Origin of the sequence: Herbidospora yilanensis (assembly GCF_001570565.1) — a bacterium.
Lineage (GTDB): Bacteria > Actinomycetota > Actinomycetes > Streptosporangiales > Streptosporangiaceae > Herbidospora > Herbidospora yilanensis.
Genome location: NZ_BBXE01000013.1, coordinates 242,146 through 262,000, shown reverse-complemented (window position 1 = coordinate 262,000; position 19,855 = coordinate 242,146). Strand labels below are relative to the sequence as shown.

General features: G+C 69.5%; 17 protein-coding genes. 9 read left to right on the top strand and 8 right to left on the bottom strand.

Annotated features, from left to right (window positions below; all coding sequences use genetic code 11):
• Nucleotides 1-12: 12 nt before the first annotated feature.
• The 4 genes from glgX (at nucleotide 13) to AW273_RS01295 (ending at nucleotide 7,088) form a co-directional block, all read left to right on the top strand.
• Nucleotides 13-2,109 (top strand): glycogen debranching protein GlgX, encoded by a 2,097-nt coding sequence (gene glgX, locus AW273_RS01310; protein WP_062345357.1) that lies wholly within the window; start codon nucleotides 13-15, stop codon nucleotides 2,107-2,109.
• A 38-nt stretch (nucleotides 2,110-2,147) separates the two neighbouring features.
• Nucleotides 2,148-4,328 (top strand): malto-oligosyltrehalose synthase, encoded by a 2,181-nt coding sequence (treY, locus tag AW273_RS01305; RefSeq protein ID WP_232327008.1) that lies wholly within the window; start codon nucleotides 2,148-2,150, stop codon nucleotides 4,326-4,328.
• Between the two features lie 3 nt (nucleotides 4,329-4,331).
• Entirely contained in the window at nucleotides 4,332-6,014 is a 1,683-nt protein-coding gene (gene treZ / locus AW273_RS01300) for a malto-oligosyltrehalose trehalohydrolase (protein ID WP_062344348.1), read from the top strand.
• Between the two features lie 66 nt (nucleotides 6,015-6,080).
• Nucleotides 6,081-7,088 carry an RNA-guided endonuclease InsQ/TnpB family protein gene (locus AW273_RS01295; RefSeq protein WP_157555509.1) on the top strand — a complete coding sequence of 336 codons (1,008 nt, stop codon included), beginning with the start codon at nucleotides 6,081-6,083 and terminating at the stop codon, nucleotides 7,086-7,088.
• Between the two features lie 94 nt (nucleotides 7,089-7,182).
• Here AW273_RS01295 and AW273_RS01290 read toward each other — a convergent pair whose 3' ends face one another.
• The 4 genes from AW273_RS01290 to AW273_RS01275 form a co-directional block, all read right to left on the bottom strand.
• Nucleotides 7,183-8,976, bottom strand: coding sequence for an alkyl/aryl-sulfatase (locus tag AW273_RS01290; RefSeq protein WP_062344346.1), 1,794 nt, complete (start codon nucleotides 8,974-8,976; stop codon nucleotides 7,183-7,185).
• A gap of 38 nt (nucleotides 8,977-9,014) precedes the next feature.
• Nucleotides 9,015-9,956 carry a YbgA family protein gene (locus AW273_RS01285; protein WP_062344344.1) on the bottom strand — a complete coding sequence of 314 codons (942 nt, stop codon included), beginning with the start codon at nucleotides 9,954-9,956 and terminating at the stop codon, nucleotides 9,015-9,017.
• Nucleotides 9,953-10,441, bottom strand: a complete 489-nt coding sequence (locus AW273_RS01280; RefSeq protein ID WP_062344343.1) for an RNA polymerase sigma factor — start codon at nucleotides 10,439-10,441, stop codon at nucleotides 9,953-9,955. Before AW273_RS01280 ends, AW273_RS01285 begins: the two co-directional genes overlap by 4 nt.
• 84 nt (nucleotides 10,442-10,525) lie before the next feature.
• On the bottom strand, nucleotides 10,526-11,443 hold the full coding sequence (locus AW273_RS01275) for a MerR family transcriptional regulator (protein WP_062344340.1): 918 nt from the start codon (nucleotides 11,441-11,443) through the stop codon (nucleotides 10,526-10,528).
• An 84-nt stretch (nucleotides 11,444-11,527) separates the two neighbouring features.
• Here AW273_RS01275 and AW273_RS01270 point away from each other — a divergent pair, with 84 nt between their 5' ends.
• The 4 genes from AW273_RS01270 to AW273_RS01255 all read left to right on the top strand — a co-directional run bounded on the left by AW273_RS01270 (nucleotide 11,528) and on the right by AW273_RS01255 (nucleotide 14,775).
• Nucleotides 11,528-12,781, top strand: coding sequence for a cryptochrome/photolyase family protein (locus AW273_RS01270; RefSeq protein ID WP_062344338.1), 1,254 nt, complete (start codon nucleotides 11,528-11,530; stop codon nucleotides 12,779-12,781).
• A 71-nt stretch (nucleotides 12,782-12,852) separates the two neighbouring features.
• Complete coding sequence (locus tag AW273_RS01265; protein ID WP_062344337.1) at nucleotides 12,853-14,001, top strand: inorganic phosphate transporter; 1,149 nt, start codon at nucleotides 12,853-12,855, stop codon at nucleotides 13,999-14,001.
• Nucleotides 13,998-14,198 carry a hypothetical protein gene (locus AW273_RS01260; RefSeq protein ID WP_062344335.1) on the top strand — a complete coding sequence of 67 codons (201 nt, stop codon included), beginning with the start codon at nucleotides 13,998-14,000 and terminating at the stop codon, nucleotides 14,196-14,198. The genes AW273_RS01265 and AW273_RS01260 overlap by 4 nt, the downstream gene beginning before the upstream one ends.
• A 37-nt stretch (nucleotides 14,199-14,235) precedes the next feature.
• On the top strand, nucleotides 14,236-14,775 hold the full coding sequence (locus tag AW273_RS01255) for an MOSC domain-containing protein (protein WP_198167957.1): 540 nt from the start codon (nucleotides 14,236-14,238) through the stop codon (nucleotides 14,773-14,775).
• A gap of 12 nt (nucleotides 14,776-14,787) precedes the next feature.
• On the opposite strand, the gene AW273_RS01250 is transcribed toward AW273_RS01255, so the two are convergent.
• Entirely contained in the window at nucleotides 14,788-15,075 is a 288-nt protein-coding gene (locus tag AW273_RS01250) for a hypothetical protein (RefSeq protein WP_232327006.1), read from the bottom strand.
• Nucleotides 15,076-15,215: 140 nt separating this feature from the next.
• On the opposite strand from AW273_RS01250, the gene AW273_RS39260 reads away from it, so the two are divergent.
• On the top strand, nucleotides 15,216-15,323 hold the full coding sequence (locus AW273_RS39260) for a helix-turn-helix domain-containing protein (RefSeq protein WP_083949492.1): 108 nt from the start codon (nucleotides 15,216-15,218) through the stop codon (nucleotides 15,321-15,323).
• Between the two features lie 253 nt (nucleotides 15,324-15,576).
• Here AW273_RS39260 and AW273_RS01245 read toward each other — a convergent pair whose 3' ends face one another.
• The 3 genes from AW273_RS01245 to AW273_RS01235 all read right to left on the bottom strand — a co-directional run bounded on the left by AW273_RS01245 (nucleotide 15,577) and on the right by AW273_RS01235 (nucleotide 19,785).
• Entirely contained in the window at nucleotides 15,577-16,254 is a 678-nt protein-coding gene (locus AW273_RS01245) for a uracil-DNA glycosylase (protein ID WP_062335744.1), read from the bottom strand.
• A gap of 11 nt (nucleotides 16,255-16,265) precedes the next feature.
• Nucleotides 16,266-17,972, bottom strand: a complete 1,707-nt coding sequence (gene treS / locus AW273_RS01240) for a maltose alpha-D-glucosyltransferase (protein ID WP_062344333.1) — start codon at nucleotides 17,970-17,972, stop codon at nucleotides 16,266-16,268.
• A gap of 154 nt (nucleotides 17,973-18,126) precedes the next feature.
• Complete coding sequence (locus AW273_RS01235; RefSeq protein WP_062344331.1) at nucleotides 18,127-19,785, bottom strand: asparagine synthetase B family protein; 1,659 nt, start codon at nucleotides 19,783-19,785, stop codon at nucleotides 18,127-18,129.
• Nucleotides 19,786-19,855 lie beyond the last annotated feature (70 nt).

Sequence of the window (19,855 nt, the reverse complement as noted above, 5' to 3'; positions counted from 1 at the left end):
GAGCATATGAAGATGCGAGAGATCTGGCCGGGGGATCCCTATCCCCTCGGCGCGACATATGACGGCGCGGGCACCAACTTCGCGATCTTCTCCGAGGTCGCCGACCGGGTGGACCTCTGCCTGTTCGATGACGAGGGCGAAGAGGAGGGCGTGACCCTCTCCGAGGTGGAGGGCCACGTCTGGCACTGCTACCTGCCGGGCGTCCAGCCGGGGCAGCGCTACGGCTACCGCGTCCACGGCCCCTACGACCCGAAGCAGGGCCTGCGCTGCAACCCGCGCAAGCTCCTGATCGACCCCTACGCCAAGGCCATCGAAGGCGCGGTGACCTGGGACCAGGCGGTCTACGGCTACACCTTCGGCGACCCGGCCAGCCGCGACGACAGCGACTCGGCGCCCTACGTGCCGCGCAGCGTCGTCATCAACCCGTTCTTCGGCTGGGGGCACGACCGGCCGCCGCAGACCCCCTACCACGACACCGTGATCTACGAGGCCCACGTCCGGGGCCTGACGATCCGCCACCCGGGGGTGCCCGACCGGATCAAGGGCAGCTACGCCGCCATCGGCCACCCGGCGATCATCGACCACCTGACCTCGCTGGGGGTCACGGCGATCGAGCTCATGCCGATCCACCAGTTCGTCACCGACCACATCCTGGAGAAGCGCGGCCTGTCGAACTACTGGGGCTACAACACCATCGGGTTCTTCGCCCCCCACAACGCCTACTCCTCCTCGGGGCAGCGCGGCGGGCAGGTCCTCGAATTCAAGGCCATGGTCAAGGCGCTCCACGAGGCCGGCATCGAGGTCATCCTCGACGTCGTCTACAACCACACGGCCGAGGGCAACCACCTCGGGCCGACGCTCAGCATGCGGGGCATCGACAACGCCAACTACTACCGGCTGGTCGAGAGCGACAACCGCTACTACATGGACACCACCGGCACCGGCAACAGCCTGCTCATGCGCTCGCCGCACGCGCTCCAGCTCATCATGGACTCGCTGCGCTACTGGGTGACCGAGATGCACGTCGACGGGTTCCGGTTCGACCTGGCCTCGTCGCTGGCCCGTGAGCTGCACGACGTCGACCGGCTGTCGGCCTTCTTCGACCTCGTCCAGCAAGACCCGGTGTTGTCGCAGGTCAAGCTGATCGCCGAGCCCTGGGACGTCGGGCCGGGCGGCTACCAGGTCGGCAACTTCCCGGCCCGCTGGACCGAGTGGAACGGGCAGTACCGCGACACCATCCGCGACGTCTGGCGCGGCGAGCCGGCCCGGCTGCCCGAGTTCGCCTCCCGGCTCACCGGGTCGAGCGACCTCTACCAGCTCGACTCCCGCCGCCCGGCGGCCTCGATCAACTTCGTCACGTGCCACGACGGGTTCACGCTCGAAGACCTGGTCTCGTACAACGACAAGCACAACGAGGCCAACGGCGAGGAGAACCGCGACGGCGCGAACGACAACCGGTCGTGGAACTGCGGGGTCGAGGGCCCCGCGACCGGCCCGGTCGCGCAGCTCCGCGAGCAGCAGAAGCGCAACTTCCTGGCCACGCTGTTCCTGTCGCAGGGCGTGCCGATGCTCTCGCACGGCGACGAGCTCGGCCGCACGCAGGGCGGCAACAACAACGCCTACTGCCAGGACAACGAGATCGCCTGGGTCGACTGGACCGAGAACTGGCTGTTCCTCGACTTCACCCGGCGGGTCTCCAAGCTGCGCCGCGAACACCCTGTCTTCCGGCGGCGGCGGTTCTTCTACGGCCGCCCGGTCCGCGGCTCCGGCGACCCCCTCTCGGACATCGCCTGGCTGACCCCGTCGGGCACCGAGATGACCGACCAGGACTGGAACAACGGCTACGCCAAGGCGCTGGCGGTGTTCCTCAACGGCGAGGCGATCACCGAGCCCGACAGCCGGGGCCGGCGGATCGTCGACGACTCGTTCCTGCTGCTCTTCAACGCCCACTACGAGGCGATCGAGTTCACCATCCCGGGCGACTACGGCGAGATGTGGGAGACCGAACTCGACACGGCGATGCCGATCGCGACCGGCACCCGGATGTGCCGGGCCGGCGAGGCGGTGCCCGTGGCGGGACGATCGGTGCGGGTTCTGCGCCGCTTGTGACGTTTCTGCCCGCTGAGGAGCGGGGTAAGGGGCCCATCGTGACGTCGACCTACCGTGTCCAGCTCACGCCTGAATTCGGCTTCGGCGAGTTGTCCGAGCTGACCGGTTACCTGCGCCGTCTCGGCGTCGGCGGCCTCTACCTGTCGCCGACGCTCCAGGCGGTCGCCGGGTCGCGGCACGGCTACGACGTCACCGACCACTCGCGGGTCCGCGCGGAGTTCGGCGGCGTCGACGGGCTGCGGAAGCTGGCCGGGCAGGGTTTCCGGATCATCGCCGACATCGTGCCCAACCACATGACGGTGCCGGTGCCCGAGTCGGGCAACGCCCAGCTCTGGTCGGTGCTGCGGTTCGGCCCCGAGTCGCCGTACGCCGACTGGTTCGACCTCACCTTCCCGGTCGCGCTGCCGGTGCTGGGCGAGAACCCGGAGTTCACCGTCGACGGCGACGTGCTGCGCTACTGGGACCACGAGTTCCCGATCCGGCCCGGGACCGAGCACCTCCCGCTTGAGGAACTGCTCCGGGCGCAGCACTACCGGCTCGTGCCGTGGACCGAGCCGCCGGGCTACCGGCGGTTCTTCGACGTCTCCTCGCTGATCGGCCTCAGGGTCGAGGACGGCGAGGTGTTCGAGGCCACCCACCGGGTCACCCTCGACCTGATCGACGAAGGGATCATCGACGGGCTTCGGGTCGACCACCCCGACGGCCTGGCCGATCCGCGCGGCTACCTGCGGAGACTGCGTTCCTTCACCGACGTGCCCGTCTGGGTGGAGAAGATCGTCATCGGCCACGAGCGGCTGCCCGCCGACTGGCCCTGCGAGGGGACCACCGGCTACGAGGCGCTCAACGCGATCACGCGGTTGTTCGTCGACCCGGCCGGCGCCGACAAGCTGATCAGGACCTTCACCCAGCGCACCGGCGTCTCCGCCGACTACGACGCGGTCCGCCACGAGGCGAAGAAACACGTGTTGTCGCTGTTCTTCACGGGTGAGGTCGACCGTCTCGAAAGCGCCCTGGGCGAACCGGGCCTGCGCGACGCGGTGGTCGAGTTGCTGGCCGCGATGCCCGTCTACCGCGCCTATGTGAACCCCGGCGAACCCCCGTCGGCCGAGTCGGTCCGGATCGTCGAGTCGGCCGCCGCCGAGGCGGGCCGCCGCACCGACCCCGGCGCCGTCGCCCGGGTCGCCCACCAGGTCCTGTACGGCCCCGCCGAGGCCGTGACCCGCTTCCAGCAGACCTGCGGCCCGGTCATGGCCAAGGGCGTGGAGGACACCGCCCTCTACCGCTGGTTCCCGCTGGCCTGCCTCAACGAGGTCGGCGGCGAGCCCGACCACTTCGCGGTCACACCGGAGGAGTTCCACGCCTTCTGCGCCGTGATGACCCCGACGACCATGACGACCCTCTCGACCCACGACACGAAGCGGTCGGAGGACGTGCGGGCGCGGCTGGCCGTCCTGTCGGAGCTGCCCGACGTGTGGGCCGACGCGGTCGAGTCGTGGAGCGGCCAGGTCAGTTTCGACCCCGCCCTCGACTACCTGGCCTGGCAGTCGCTGATGGCGGCCTGGCCGATCGACGTCGGCAGGTTCACCGACTACCTGCTCAAGGCCGCCCGCGAGGCGAAGACCTCGATCTCGTGGGTCAGCCCCGACCCGGTCTACGAGGCCGGGCTGCGTGACTTCTGCCGCAAGGCCGTCGAGGTCTGCGGCTTCTCGGTGGCCTCCTTCACCGCCGTGGTCGACCGCTACGCCCGCGCCAACTCGCTGGGCCAGAAGGTCGTGCAACTGCTGATGCCGGGCGTGCCCGACCTCTACCAGGGCAACGAGACCACCGACTTCTCCCTCGTCGACCCCGACAACCGCAGGCCGGTCGACTACGGTTTCCGGCGCGCCCTGCTGGACGACCCCGACGACACGTGGGACGGGCAGAAACTCCAGACGGTGACCGCCTGCCTTCGCGCGAGAAAACGGTTCACGGCGGACGAACCCTATGTGCCGATCGAGGCCGGGAGTAACGCGATCGCCTTCGCGCGCGGTGACAAGGCGGTGGCCGTGGCGACGCGGCTGCCCGCCGCACTGGAGCGGCGTGGCGGGTTCGGCGGCGACACGCTGATGTTGCCGCCGGGGCGGTGGCGGTGCCTGCTGACCGGGGCCGAACACACCGGCCGGGTGCCCCTGGCCCACCTGCTCTCCCGATTCCCCGTCGCCGTCCTGGAAGGCAGCTGAAACATGTTCGAGGTGTGGGCCCCCACGGCGCGACGGGTCGAGATCGAATGCGACGGCGACCGCCGCGACCTGACGGCCGACGGCGAGTGGTGGCGCGGCCCCGACCTGCCGCACGGCGCCGACTACACCCTGTACGTCGACGGCGAGGGCCCCTACCCCGACCCGCGCACCCGCCGCCAGCCCTACGGCGTCGAAGGCGCGAGCCGGGCCTACGACCACGACCACTTCCTCTGGGGCGACCAGAACTGGCGCGGCCGAGACCTGCGCGGCGCGGTCGTCTACGAGCTGCACATCGGCACGTTCACCCCCGCGGGCACCTTCGAGGCCGCCGTCGCCAAGCTCGACCACCTGATCGACCTGGGCGTCGACTTCATCGAGATCATGCCGGTGGCGCCCGTACCGGGGAAGCGGAACTGGGGTTACGACGGGGTCGACCTGTGGGCGGTGCGGGAGGACTACGGCGGCCCCGACGGGCTCAAGACCCTCGTCGACGCCTGCCACCGGAACGGCATCGGGGTCATCCTCGACGTCGTCTACAACCACCTGGGCCCGTCGGGCAACTACCTCGGCAAATTCGGGCCCTATTTACACGACTACAAGGGCTCCTACTGGGGCGACGCGGTCAACCTCGACGGGCCGGGCTCCGACGAGGTGCGCCGTTACTTCATCGGCAACGCCCTCCAGTGGCTGCGCGACTACCACATCGACGGACTGCGGCTCGACGCCGTGCACGCCCTGCACGACAAGCGGGCCGTGCACTTCCTGGAGGAACTGGCCGGCGAGGTCGAGCTGCTCTCGGCCGTGCAGGGCCGCCCGCTCACGCTGATCGCCGAGTCCGACCTCAACGACCCCGGGCTGATCACCCGCTTCGGCCTGCACGCCACCTGGAACGACGACGTCCACCACGCCGTCCACGCCAACGTGACCGGCGAGACCCACGCCTACTACACCGACTTCGCCGGCCCCGCGTCGCTGGCCAAGGTGCTGACCTCGGCCTACTTCCACGACGGGTCCTACTCCTCGTTCCGCGGCCGTTCCCACGGACGCCCGGCGACCGGGCTGCCCGGGTGGCGGTTCGTGGTGTGCGCGCAGAACCACGACCAGATCGGCAACCGCCCGGCCGGCGACCGGATGACCGTCGACCAGCTCTGGGTGGCGGCGGGGCTGGTGCTGACCTCGCCCTTTACTCCGATGCTCTTCATGGGCGAGGAATGGGGCGCCTCGACGCCGTTCTATTTCTTCACCGACCATTTCGACCCGGCCCTTTCCTCGACCGAGGGAGAACGCCGGGAAAAGGAGTTCGTCGATTTCGGATACGACTGGAAGGCCCCCGATCCGCAGGACGAACTGACCTTCCAGCGGTCGAAACTCGACTGGGCCGAGAACACCGAAGAGGAACACGCCGCCCTGCTGGGCTGGTATCGCGACCTGATCGCCCTGCGCAAGTCCCACCCCGACCTGGCCGACCCCCGCTTCGAGCTGGTCAGGGTCGACTACGACGCCGACCGCCACTGGGTGGTGATCGAGCGCGGCTCGATCCGCGTCGCGGCCAACCTGGGGGAGACCTCGGTGCCGATCCGGGTGCCGGCGGGCCGGATCCTGCTGGCCTCCGACGAGGCGATCATCCTGACCGGCCAGGACCTCTACCTGCCGCCGCTGTCGCTGGCCGTCATCCAGGCCTCTTGAGGAAGTTTGGCGTCACAGATTCGAACGTCTGTACGATTCTCGACCGCCCGGGCTGAATTATGCGCTGTGGCGCAGATCGTGAAGCGGGCCTACAAGTACCGCTTCTATCCGACTCCCGGGCAGGCTGAGCAACCGTCGCGGACGTTCGGCTGCGTGCGTCTGGTTTACAACAAGGCCTTGGAGGAGCGGACCCGTGCCTACAAGGAAGGCCGGAGAGTCTCCTACGCGCAGACCTCGGCCGCGCTGACGGAATGGAAGCGGACGACGGAGTGGGGTTTCCTCAACGAGGTGTCATGCGTGCCGCTACAGCAGGCGTTGCGGCATCTGCAGGCCGCGTTCGCCAACTTCTTCACCGGACGGGCACGGCATCCGGTCTTCAAGTCGCGCAAGAAGTCGCGGGCTCTGCCCGACGGGGCGCAACCGTCCACAGTCACCGTGTCCAGAGACGCGGCAGGACGCTGGTACGCGTCCATCCTCGTGGAGGAGAAGATCGTTCCACTGCCTCCGGCCGAGGCTGTGATCGGCGTGGATGTGGGAATCACTGCCCTGATGACGCTGTCCACGGGGGAGAAGATCCTCAACTCCAAGCAAGAGCGGGCCGACCGCGGGAAACTCGCCCGAGCTCAGCGAATACTTGCTCGCAAGACCAAGGGCAGCGCCAACCGGGCCAAAGCCAACCTCGTCGTCGCCCGGATCCATGCTCGAATCACCGATCGCAGGCGAGACCATCTGCATAAGATCACGACACGGCTCGTTCGCGAGAATCAAGTGATCGCCGTGGAAGATCTGGCCGTTCGCCATATGGTCAAGAACCGGTCCCTGGCTCGCGCCATCAGCGACGCGAGCTGGCGGGAATTGCGTTCGATGCTGGCGTACAAGGCGGCCTGGTATGGGCGCGAGCTGTTGGTCGTCGACCGATGGTTTCCCTCCGGCAAGTTGTGCTCGGCGTGTGGCGCTCGCGCTGCTTCCATGCCGCTGAGCGTCCGGGAATGGGTGTGCGCGTGCGGCGCATCCCTTGACCGAGACGCGCCGCAGGGCTTGCGGAGAAGTGAAACGCCTGCGGAGCCGATGTAAGGCCCTGATGAGATCTCTCTGACGGGCAATTGGCGGTGAACCAGGAATCCTCATGGGTGACCGTGAGGTCCCCTTCCCTGCGGGGCGGGGCATGTCAATCAGGTGTGATGATCGCGAACCCGGGGTCGGGGTCGTCGAGCAGGCTCAGCAGCCGGGTGAGTACGCCCAGGTCCCCTTCGTGGTCGGCCGGCTCCTGACCGTTCAGGACCGCGAGGAACTCGGGTCTGGTCAGGCGCAGGCGGAGGTCGGCCGGGCCGCCGGGGCCGATGATCAACGCCCCGTTCGACAACGTGGTGCGGCGCAGTTCCCCGGTGTCGGTGAGGTTCCAGTCGATCGACAGGGTCTCGTTCCACGCCTTCGGGCCGTTGACCCGGATCGCCACCGCGTCGAGGAGCTGGTCGAGGGTGAGCGCGCTCAGCACGTCCGGGGCGGCCGTGTCGGCGCCCGACGGGAAGGTGCGGCGGGCGGTGAGTTCGAGCGCGGCGGTCAGGTAGAAGTTGCGCCAGACCCCGTTCTCCGCGTGCTGGCCCAGCCGGGTGTAGACCTCGGTCAGCCTCCGGCGGGCCTCGGCGTGGCCGGGAGAGGCGAAGACGGCGTGGTTGAGCAGGGTGGCGGCGAACCGCAGGTCGCCGTCCTGGATGTAGCGGGTGGCCATCGCGACGGTGGCCGAGGGGCCGCCGAGGCACTCGACGTAGCGCCGTGACTGCTCGACCGGCGGGTGCTCCCACAGGTGGGCGGGGTTGCCGTCGAACCAGCCGAGGTAGCGCTGGTAGATCGCCTTCACGTTGTGGCTGGCCGAGCCGTAGTAGCCGCGGGTGTTCCAGGCCGTCTCCAGGCCGGGCGGCAGTTCGATCCGCTCGGCGATCTCGGCCCCGGTGAGGCCCTGGTTGATCAGGCGCAGGGTCTGGTCGTGGAGGTAGGCGTACAGGTCTCTCTGGTCCTGGACGAACTTCGTGATCCGCTCGCGGCCCCAGGTGGGCCAGTGGTGGGAGGCGAAGGCGACCTCGGCGTGCGGGACGAACAGGTCGAGGACCTGGTTGAGGTGGCGCGACCACATGCGGGCGTCCCTGACCTGGGCGCCGCGCAGCGTGCCGAGGTTGTGCTGGGTGTGGGTGGCGTTCTCGGCCAGGCACAGGGCGTGCCGGTCGGGGAGCAGGAAGTTCATCTCCGCCGGGGCCTCGGTGCCGGGGGTGAGCTGGAAGACGATCCGCACCCCGTCGACAGTTTCGAGCTGGCCCGTCGTGGTGACGTCGACCGTCGGCGGGAGGAGGCTGACGGTGCCCTGCGAGGCGGTCAGGCCCAGGCCGCAGCCGATCTGGCCCTCGGGGGAGGTCGGGAGGGCCAGGCCGTACATGTAGACGCCGCGGCGGACCATGGCGGTGCCCGCGTAGACGTTCTCGGCGACGGCGTGCTCCATGAATCCGGCCGGGGCGATGATCGGGATGCCGGCGCCGTCGGTGACGCCGCGCACGCCGCCGTAGTGGTCGGCGTGGGAGTGGGTGTAGATCACGCCGGTGACCGGGCGGTCGCCCCGGTACCCCCGGTAGAGCGCGAGGGCCGCCAGGGCGCATTCGGTGGAGAGCAGCGGGTCGACGACGATCACGCCGCGCTCGCCCTCGATCAGGGTCATGTTCGACAGGTCGAGCCCGCGGACCTGCCAGACGCCCTGGGTCACCTCGTAGAGGCCCTGCCGGGCGCACAGGCGGCTCTGCCGCCACAGGCTCGGGTCGGCGGAGCCGGGAGTGTCGTGGTCGAGGAACCGGTAGGCGTCGGCGTTCCAGACGATCCGGCCGTCGGCCGACCTGATCAGGGCCGGATCGAGGCGGGCGGCGAAGCCCCGGTCGGCGTCGGCGAAGTCGGTCTGGTCGTGGAAGGGAAGGTCGGCCATGAAGGCGGGCGTTCCCTGACAAAAGTAACGCTAGTGGTTCAATTTGGTACGTGGTTGCGGAGCCGCAGCTCCGCCGGGAACGGGGCGAAGAAGGTCTGGTCGCGCACGTAGTCGGCGGCCTCGCCCTTGGCGTGGTGCAGCAGCAGCGTCATCGGCACGGTGATCGCGACCTGGTGCTCCTGGTAGGCCGCGATGACCTCACGCAGGTCGGCCCGCCGGGCGTCGTCGAGCGCGTGGCCGACCATGCCCAGGCAGTGGTGCAGGGCGTTGACGTTGCGGCCGATCGAGGCCTTCCTGGCCAGGGTGCTCTGGAAGGCGGTCGTGTAGTCGCGCTCCAGCTCCTCCTTCGGGGCGCTGCCCGCCCGGGATACCACCCGCCCGGCCACCCGGTAACCCCCGGGGTCGTGGGCGAGCAACTGCATCTTGTGGCACGAGTGGAAGGCGACCAGGTCGCGCGGCTTCCAGTCCGACTCGAACAGGGCACGCAGCCGGGCGTGCGCGAAGATCCGCTCGACGAACTGCTCGCGGAGCACGGCGTCGTTGAGGCGGCCCTCGTCCTCCACGGGCAGCAGCGGGTAGGCGTCGATGATGCGCTGCGCGAAGACGCCTCTGACCCGGCGGACGGGGTGGTCGTCGTCGTACACGGGGATGCCGTGGATGCCGCACGACGGGCTCTTCGACTTGAAGACGTAACCGTCGACCTCAAGGGTGGCGATCCGGCGGCCGGCGACCTCGCGCATCGTCGCGGTCAGGTCGACGCGGCTCTTGCGGAGCATCAGCCGCTCGCCCCCGCCGGGACCGAACTCCAGGCGGAGCGTCTCCCGCGGGGTGCCCAGACCCGCCTCGACCTCGGGGCAGAACGGCACCCAGTCGACGTGGTCGGTGAGCTCGCCGGCCAGGAACCGGTCGCGGCTGTGCCCGCCGTTGAACCGGACCGGCTCCCCGATGAGGCAACTCGACACGCCGACGCGGGGTCTCATGCGGCCTCGGTCAGCACGGACGAGAGCGTGTGCAGCGCCCGCGCGGTGCGGGCCTTGACGGTGCCGAGCGGCACGTCGAGGTGTTCGGCGATCTCGCGCTGGGTCAGGTCGCCGTAGTAGGCCAGCGTGATCGCCTCGCGTTGCACCTCGGGCAGGTGCCGCAGGGCGCGGCGTAGCTGGTCGCGGTCGTCGAGCCGGCGGGCCGCGTCGACGTGGTCGCGAGGCTCGGGCACCCCGTCGAGCGGCACCGTCGCCGGGTGGCGGGCCCGCAGGTAGTCGATGGCCCGGTTGCGGGCGATGCCCAGCACCCAGCCTTCGAGGCTGCGGCGCGGGTCGTAGCGCCGGCGCGATCGCCAGACCTCGCCGAACACGATCTGGAGCACGTCCTCGACGTCCTGCTGCGGGATGAAATGCCGGAGATACCCGCGGACCAACGGCGCGTGGCTCCGATAGCACTCCGTCACCGCGATCTCCTCGCCGTCCATGCGACCTCCCCGATCTGTGAACTTACTCAAAACCTATTCACACTCGGGCGTGGACGCAAGTGGTTCGACGGGAATATGCCCTGCTCAGCGCAGGACAGCGCAGATCGACGTGATGGCGTCGTCAAGAGATCGCAGGTGGACGACACCCGCGGGGAGATCACGCCAGCCGGGCCCGCCCGTGAAGACGGCGGACGCGGGGCGTAGCCGGGGCAGTCCGGCCAGCGGCGCGGGGTCCCCGGTGTCGGCCTGCTGCGACCACAGGAACACCGCGGCCGGGGCCAGCCGCCGGATGGCGTCGGCGAGGGCGTCGTAGGGCATCCGGGCCCCCATGACCCGGCACTCCACGTCGTGCTCCATCGTCAGCGCGGCGGCCAGCGCGAACAGCGGCAGGCTGTGCTGCTCCTCCTCGGCGCAGGCCAGCAGGACCGGACGCGGGTGGACCGGCGTGCCAGGACGCTCGACCAGCGGCGCGAGGGCGGCCAGCACCCGTTCGGAGAACAGGTGCTCCAGGTCGATCCCGGCGCCGGTGTCGTCCTGGCGGCGCGAGATCGCGGCGAAGACCGGGATGACGAGGTGGTCCCAGGTGCTCGCGACCCCCCGGTCACGCAGCCAGTTCTCCAGCGCGGCCCTGACGAACCAGGAGTCGAGGGAGAGCGCGGCCCGCGCGACCTGGGCGACGGAGTAGACGGGCTCGTCCCACCCGGCGGGCGATCGGCCCTTCTCCGCGCGCGGCTCTTTCCGCGCCGGGGTCGTGAGCCGCAGGATCTTGAGCGCCGTCTCGGCCGCCTCGGCCGCCGGCGCGCCCGCTCGCACCAGGCGGTGCATCTCCTCGATCCGGCGCACGTCGAGCTCGGTGTAGCGCCGGTGGCCGCCCGCCGTGCGCAGGCTCGGCCCCAGGCCGTAGCGCTGGTCCCACGTGCGGAGGGTGGGCGCGGGCAGGCCGAAACGCCGGGCTACCGCGCCGATGCCGTAGCTCGGGGCCGTCGATTCCGGTTCCGGCACAGTCCCGTACCTCCTCACCCGTGCTTTCGAGGGTGGTCGACGATCGGATGCAACCGGTCACAATGCGTTCACGAAAGAACGGTCGTGCCGGAAGTCATCATTGTCCTCTTCAACCGCGATCTGCGGATCACCGACCATCCCGCGCTGCACCAGGCCTGCCAGGACGCGCGCCAGGTGGTGCCCCTGTTCGTGGTCGACCCGGCCATCCCTCCGCGCGGCCGGGCCGGGTTCCTCGTCGAGTGCCTCCACGACCTGCGCGAATCCCTCCGGGAAAGGGGCGCCGACCTGGTGGTCAGGCGCGGTGACGTGGTCGAGGAGACGATGAGGGTGGCGGCCGAGACCGGCGCCACCGCGATCTACGCCAGCGGCGACGTCACCCCGCGCGCCAGAAGGCGGGAGAGCCGGTTCGCGCGGGAGGCCGTCGGCTTCCAGACCTTCCCCGGCATCACGATCGTCCCGCCCGCCAGGCTCAAACCCGCCACGGGCGACCACTACAAGGTCTTCACGCCCTTCTACCGCGCCTGGTCGGAGGCCCGCTGGCGGCCGCTCGTGGCGGCCCCCGAAACGGTCTCCATGCCCGAGGTGCGGCCCGGCGACATCCCCGGCGTCCGCCACAGGCCCCACCTGCCCGGCGGCGAACGCGAGGTGCGCCGCCGCCTCGACCTCTGGCTCCGCCACCGCCTGCGCGACTACGCCGCCGGCCACGACGACCTGGCCGGCGACCACACCTCCCGGCTCAGCCCCTACCTGCGGTTCGGCTGCGTCTCGCCGCTGGAGCTGGCCACCCGCTCGGGGGCGTCGGAGGAGTTCGTCCGCCAGCTCTGCTGGCGCGACTTCTACGCCCAGGTCACCTTCGCCTTCCCCGGCATCGCCCGCGACGACTACCGGCCCGGCCGGAGAGACTGGCACCACGACAAGGAGGCCGAGGACGCCTGGCGCGAGGGCATGACCGGCGTGCCCATCGTCGACGCCGGGATGCGCCAGCTCATCGCCGAAGGGTGGATGCACAACCGGGCCCGCATGATCGTCGCCTCGTTCCTGACCAAGACGCTGCGCCTCGACTGGCGCGTCGGGGCCGACCACTTCGAGGAGCTGCTGCTCGACGGAGACGTGGCCAACAACTACGGGAACTGGCAGTGGGTGGCCGGCACCGGCAACGACACGCGGCCCAACCGGGTGCTCAACCCGGTCCGCCAGGCCAAGAAGTTCGACAGGGACGGCGAGTACATCCGCCGCCACGTGCCCGAGCTGGCGAACGTGCCGACCACGATGCTGCACGAGCCCTGGCGGGCGCCGTCGCCGATCCTTGGATATACCGCTCCGATCTGGCGCGGTTGACACCTGATGAATAAGCGGCCGTTGACTGTCTTTGACGAATAAATCGCACTGCTCGGCATATATGTCGGACTATGACTGGTGACCTGGTTCTTCTGATCGTGGTCGTGATCACCGCGCTGTCGTTCGACTTCACCAACGGCTTCCACGACACCGCGAACGCGATGGCTACCTCGATCGCCACCGGCGCGCTGAAACCCAAGATCGCGGTCGGCCTGTCCGCGGTGTTGAACTTCGTCGGCGCGTTCCTGTCCCTGAAGGTGGCGGCCACGATCGCCAACGGGATCGTCGACAGCGGGGCGATCACCCTCACGGTCGTCTTCGCCGGGCTGGTCGGCGGCCTCGCCTGGAACCTGGTGACCTGGTACTTCGGCATCCCGTCGAGCTCCTCGCACGCCCTGATCGGCGGCGTCGTCGGCGCCACCCTGCTCGCGTCGGGCATCAAGGCCGTCAAGGGCGAGGGCCTGGTGTCCCACGTCATCATCCCGGCCGTGCTCGCCCCGATCGCCGCCGTCGTCGTCGCCACCGTCGGCACCTATCTCGTGTACGTCCTGACCAGGAAGGTCGAAGAGAGAACCCGGACCAAGGGTTTCAAGATCGGCCAGATCGGCTCCGCCTCGCTGGTGTCGCTCGCCCACGGCACCAACGACGCCCAGAAGACGATGGGCATCATCACCCTCGCCCTGATCGCCGACGGCACCATCACCCAGAACGCCGGCACCCCGTTCTGGGTGGTCGTGTGCAGCGCCACCGCCATCGCGGCCGGCACCTACGTCGGCGGCTGGCGGGTCATCCGCACCCTCGGCAAGGGCCTGACCGAGATCGAGCCCCCGCAGGGCTTCGCGGCCGAGGCGTCGTCGGCGACGGTCATCCTGACCTCGACCCACTTCGGCTTCCCGCTCTCCACCACGCAGGTGTGCACCGGATCGGTGATCGGCGCCGGCCTCGGCAAGCGCCTCGCCCAGGTCCGCTGGGGCGTCGCGGCCCGCATGGGGGTCGCCTGGCTGATCACCCTCCCGGCGGCGGCGCTGGTCGGCGCCGTCGCCTTCGGCGCGGCCCAGTTGATCGGCGGCGCCCTCGGGGTGATCGTGGTCTTCGCGGCGGCCGTCATCTTCGCCGCCCTGCTCTTCCTGGCGTCCAGGAAGACCGCCGTCAACGCCCGGAACGTCAACGACGAATGGGTCGGGCGGGGCACGCCCACCCAGGTGAGGACTCCGGTATGAGCTACATCGACGTCGACGCGCTCTGGCGGGTGATGGTCGCCTCCCTCGTCGGCGGCGTCGGCATCGCGGCGTTGTTCTCGGTCGGCCTGATCGGCGTCTCCTCGGGCCGGACGGTGGGCCGCGTCGCGGGCGGCCTCGCCTTCGCGGTCGTGGTCGCCGGGATCATCCTCGGCGTGTACGTCATGCTCGACAAGTAGGAGAATGCGACAAACGGTCTTTCAAGGGGGATGCCGGGTGGGTCTCATCGAAGCGGTCAGCAGATCGGCGCAGTACACCTTCAGCAAGCCCAACGAGGGCGTCATCAGGCTGATCGCCGGGCTCGGCGTCGAGGGCGACGCCCACTACGGCGAGAAGGTGCGCCACCGCAGCCGGATGGCCCGCACCCCCGACGCGCCCAACCTGCGCCAGGTCCACCTCATCCACGCCGAACTCTTCGACGAGCTCGCGGGCCGGGGCTTCACCGTGGCGCCCGGTCAGATCGGCGAGAACGTCACCACGCGGGGCGTCGACCTGCTCGGCCTGCCCGCCGGCACGCTGCTGCACCTCGGCCCGGAGGCGGTCGTGGAGGTGACCGGGCTGCGCAACCCGTGCGTCCAGATCGACGGGTTCCGGCGGGGCCTGATGAAGGCGGTGCTCGGCCGGGACGACGACGGCGAGATCGTGCGCAAGGCGGGGATCATGAGCGTCGTCGTGACGGGCGGCGAGATCCGCCCGGGAGACGAGATCGGGGTGACCCTGCCCGACGGGCCCCACCGGAAGCTGGAGCCCGTCTGACAGGTGGGCGGCTCACACGTGGTCGTGGTCGTGCTCTTCGTCTTCCTCGTCGTCGAGGGCGCCGTCTGACGGCTCGACACCCAGCATCGCCTCACGCGGCTCGACCTCGTCGATGTGCTCGACGAGGCTGAGCACGTGGTCGGGCTCGATCAGCCACTGCAGGGCGGCGGCGCCCGTCTCGTCCGCGTTCACCAGGTCGATCTGCTCCTGGCGCTCGGACTCTTCGAGGTCGGACTCCGGGCTGCGGATCTCCTTCAGCGCGGCGGCCTGCAGGGCGCCGACATCGGTGACTTCAACCACGAGATCCACCGTGAGACGGAGATAGCGTGCGGCATCCGTAAGGTCGGTCATGGGAACTCCTAAAGGTCTTGTGTCAGGCGGGATTAGAACAAACGCACGACGCGTGACTGATCGTACGCTATAAGTGACGCAAGGCGCGGATTGTCAAGCGGGCCTACAAGTACCGCATCCACCCCACCCCCGGGCAAGCTCAAGTGCTCACCCGGACGTTCGGATCCGCGCCTATCGGATCGACAAAGAGCGGCTGACCTGCGAAGCGACGTCGAAGGCGTTGACCGCATGGAAGAAGACCCCCGAGTTCGTTTTCCTGAAAGAGGTGTCCGCGATTCCGCTCCAGATGGGACCGCGGAATCTGGAACGGGCCTACACCGACTTCTTCGCCAAACGAGCCGGCCATCCCGCATTCAAGTCCCGGAAGGGCAGGGAGAGGCTGCCGGTGATGAAACAGGAAAGCTCACGGGTGACCGTGGGAGTCCCCTCCTCCTGCGAGGAGGGGCGAGGTCAGGGGAGTTTCCAGTCGACGGGCGTCGCGCCCTGCCGCTCCAGCATCTCGTTGGCCTTGCTGAACGGCTTGGAGCCGAAGAAGCCGCTCCGGGCCGACAGCGGGCTCGGGTGGGCCGACTCGATGCACGGGACCTGGCCCAGCATGGGGCGCAGGTTCCGCGCGTCGCGGCCCCACAGGATCGCCACCAGCGGGCCGCCGCGCTCGACGAGCGCCTTGATGGCCTGTTCGGTGACCTCCTCCCAGCCCTTGCCCCGATGGGAGGCCGGCTTGCCCGGCATCACCGTCAGGACGCGGTTGAGGAGCAGGACCCCGTTCTCGGTCCACGGGGTCAGGTCGCCGTTGGAGGGCTTGGGCAGGCCCAGGTCCTCCATCAGCTCGGTGTAGATGTTGCGGAGGCTTCCCGGGATCGGCCTGACGTCTTCGGCCACCGAGAAGCTCAGCCCGATGGGGTGCCCGGGGGTCGGATAGGGGTCCTGACCCATGATGAGCACCCGCACGTCGGCGAAGGGCTGTTTGAAGGCCCGCAGGACGTTCTCGCCCGCGGGAAGGTACTGCCTGCCTTCCGCGATCTCATTCCGGAGGAAGTCGCCCATCTCGGCGATCTTGTCCGCGACCGGTTCGAGGGCCTTCGCCCAACCGGGTTCCACCAACTCGTTTAAGGGACGGCCTGCCATGCCGCGAAAGCCTAGTCCTCCCGCTCGGTGAGCGAGAACCAGAAGAAGCCGTGGGAGGGCAGCGTCAGCAGGTAGGGCAGGTCGCCGATCACCGGGAACGGCACGCCGCCGCGGCATTCGACGGGCGTCATGCCCATGAAGCGGCGCAGGTCGAGCTCGACCGGCTGCGGGTGGCGGGACATGTTGTTGACGCACAGCACCCGGTCGTCGCCGTCCTCCCGGAGGAAGGCCAGGATGGCGGGGTTGTGCGACCACAACTCGATGTACTCGCCGGTGCCGAAGACGGGGTGCTCGCGGCGGATCTGCAACATCCGGCGGGTGAAGTGGAGCAGCGAGCTGGGGTTCTTGAGCTGGGCCTCGACGTTGACGGCCTGGTAGCCGTAGATCGGGTCCATGACCGTCGGCAGGTAGAGGCGGCCCGGGTCGGCCTTGGAGAAGCCGGCGTTGCGGTCGGGGCTCCACTGCATGGGGGTGCGGACGGCGTCGCGGTCCTCCAGCCAGATGTTGTCGCCCATGCCGATCTCGTCGCCGTAGTACATGACCGGGGAGCCCGGCATCGACAGCAGCAGGGCGGTGAACAACTCGATCTGGTCGCGGTCGTTCTCCAGCAGCGGGGCGAGGCGGCGCCGGATGCCGAGGTAGGCGCGCATGCGCGGGTCCTTGGCGTATTCGGCGTGCATGTAGTCGCGCTCCTCCTCGGTGACGGTCTCAAGGGTGAGCTCGTCGTGGTTGCGGAGGAAGATGCCCCACTGGCCGGTCTCGGGCAGTTTGGGGGTGCGCGACATGATCTCGGAGATCGGCTCGCGGGACTCGCGCCGCACGGCCATGAAGATGCGCGGCATGAGGGGGAAGTGGAAGGCCATGTGGCACTCGTCGCCGCCGACCGACGGGTCGCCGAAGTATTCGACGACGTCCTCGGGCCAGCCGTTGGCCTCGGCCAGGAGCACGCGGTCGGGGTAGAGGCGGTCGACCTCGGCGCGGACCCGCTTGAGGTAGGCGTGGGTCTCGGGCAGGCCGGAGCACTGGGTGCCCTCGCGCTCGAACAGGTAGGGCACCGCGTCGAGGCGGAAGCCGTCGACGCCGAGGTCCAGCCAGAAGCGCAGGACCTCCAGCATGGCCTCCTGGACGGCCGGGTTGTCGTAGTTGAGGTCGGGCTGGTGGTGGAAGAAGCGGTGCCAGTAGTACTGGCCGCGGACCGGGTCGTAGGTCCAGTTCGACTCTTCGGCGCCGACGAAGATGATCGGCACGCCCTCGTACGTCGTCGGGTCGTCGGTCCAGACGTAGAAGTCGCCGTAGGGGCCCGTGGGGTCGTGGCGGGAGGCCTGGAACCAGGGGTGGCGGTCGCTGGTGTGGTTCATCACCAGGTCGGTGATGACGCGCAGGCCGCGCTCGTGGGCCGCCTCGATCAGCTTCACGAAGTCGGACAGGTCGCCGAACTCCGGGAGGATCTTGAGGTAGTCGCTGATGTCGTAGCCGCCGTCGCGGAGCGGGGACTCGTACAGGGGGAGGAGCCAGAGGCAGTCGACGCCGAGCCACTGGAGGTAGTCGAGTTTGCCGGCCAGGCCGCGCAGATCGCCGGTGCCGTCGCCGTTGGAATCGTGGAAGCCGCGGACGAGGATCTCGTAGAAGACGGCCTTCTTGTACCAGGCGGGGTCCTGTACTTCGAATTCCTCAATGGGCTCTGACACGGGTTCAGGGCAGGGCGCAGCCGCAGTCATCAGACCTCGCTCCACGGGGAAAGAAAATTGGGTATGTCCGCAGCTCAGCGCGGCCTTCCGGAGAAGGTACCACCCGGTAGCCCCTGACAAAGAACGGTTACGTAGCCCTTACTGCGGGCTTTCCGTCGGTTGTCAGACGGCTACTCGGCGTGATCTAACGGGCGCTCCACGGAGGTGTGAGATCACCGAGCACCTCGTCGTAGTCGGTGAGCCAGGCGCCGAACAGCACCAGCCCGCGCAACCAGAACCGCGAGTTCCACGACCCGAACCCGGCCAGCGCGTCGGGCCCGGCCTCGACCACGTCGGCCATCTGGGGCGAGAGCAGTCCCGGGACCCGGGCCACCCGGCGGAGCATCGTGTGGTTCCACTCGCGCGCCCAGGCCGAGGCCGAGCGCAGCGGCACGCGGCGGTGCGGCAGGCCGCCGTTGGTCGACGGCAGCGAGGCGACCCGGGGGTTGGCGGCCCACAGGATCTCCCGGTAGAACTTGCCGCCCTCCTTGCGGCCGACCGGGACCGACAGGGCGGCGTCGAAGAAGCCGGGGTGCAGGAACGGGAAGACCGGGGTGGCCTCGGGGCCGACGAGGTTGACGGGGGAGCGGGCGATGCCCCGGGCGGTGCGGGTGTGCAGCACGCTCAGGGCGAGTTCGCTGCGGTGGCCGTTCAGCATCGAGGTGGCCTGCGCGAAGGTGGTCTCGACGACGTCGTCCATCCAGGCCAGCGCGCCCTCGCCGAGCACCGGGATGTGGGCGTCGCCGGTGGTCATCGACCTCAGCAGCGCCTGACGGCGTTCCAGCGGGGTGGTGGCCGCCGCGGCGGCCGACATCAGGAAGTTCTTCATCAGCGGGCCGCCGGCCAGGCCGTCGACCACGGGACGGCCGCCCTCGTGGACCTCGCGGGCGAACGGCGAGTACCAGGCGTGGTGGCTGGTCAGGAACTCCAGCCTGCGGGCGGCCCACAGGGCCTCGGCCGGGAAGTCGGCCGCGTTCTGCTCGATGACCCGGTGGGGGATGCCGAGCTCGCGGGTGACCGCGATCGCGAAGTCGATGTCGTTGTCGAGGCCGTCGTCGGGGCTGGTCGTCCACGAGACGACGTCCTTGCCCTGCGCCACGGCCACGCTCGCCAGCAGCCGGGAGTCGTAGCCGCCGCTGACGGGCACCAGCACCTTCTCGTACGGCTTCAGCGACTCGTGCAGCAGGCTGACGATGTCGTGGGCGGTGACGCCGTGGTCGAAGGGCTCCTCGCGAACCCATCGGGGGGCCCGCTTGTCGACCGACAACCGGCGCCGGTCGCGCGACCACGACAGCGCGGTCGCCCCCGGGAGGCGCCTGACCTCGGCGTAGGGGGTGTCTTCGAGCAGCGGGTACGTCAGCTTGAGTATCGCCGCCCAGGCGTTCCAGTTCACCACATGGGGCTTGCGCGCGAGGGCGAGCAGCGGCTCGATCAGGCCCGAGAAGTAGACCGCGTCGCCGTCGGTCAGGTAGTAGACGTCGATCAGGCCGAACGCGCCGGTGTGCAGGGTGACCGACGACGGCTCGTCGATGAAGCCGGGCGCCTCGTAGTGCTCGGCCACGTGGAGCCAGTCGCCGCCCGCGATCGGGGTGCGGTCGCCCCACGAGAAGGCGGCCATGGTGGGCGAGGAGTCGTACATGGTGAGCGGGCCCGACGACAACACGGCGGCGTCGCGGGTGACGTAGGCCGTCTCCACGGTGGGCCCCGACCGGGCCAGCAGGTCGAGCCGCTCCTGGGAGAACGGCCCGAAGGCGCCACAGACGTACGGCCTGGCCCGGAACGACGGCCACTCTCCCTTGCGCACCTCAGGTCCCTCCCCGATCGGTGGTTTTCCGACGAGTTTACGGACGTCAGATGGACTCTTGGTGCCTTAA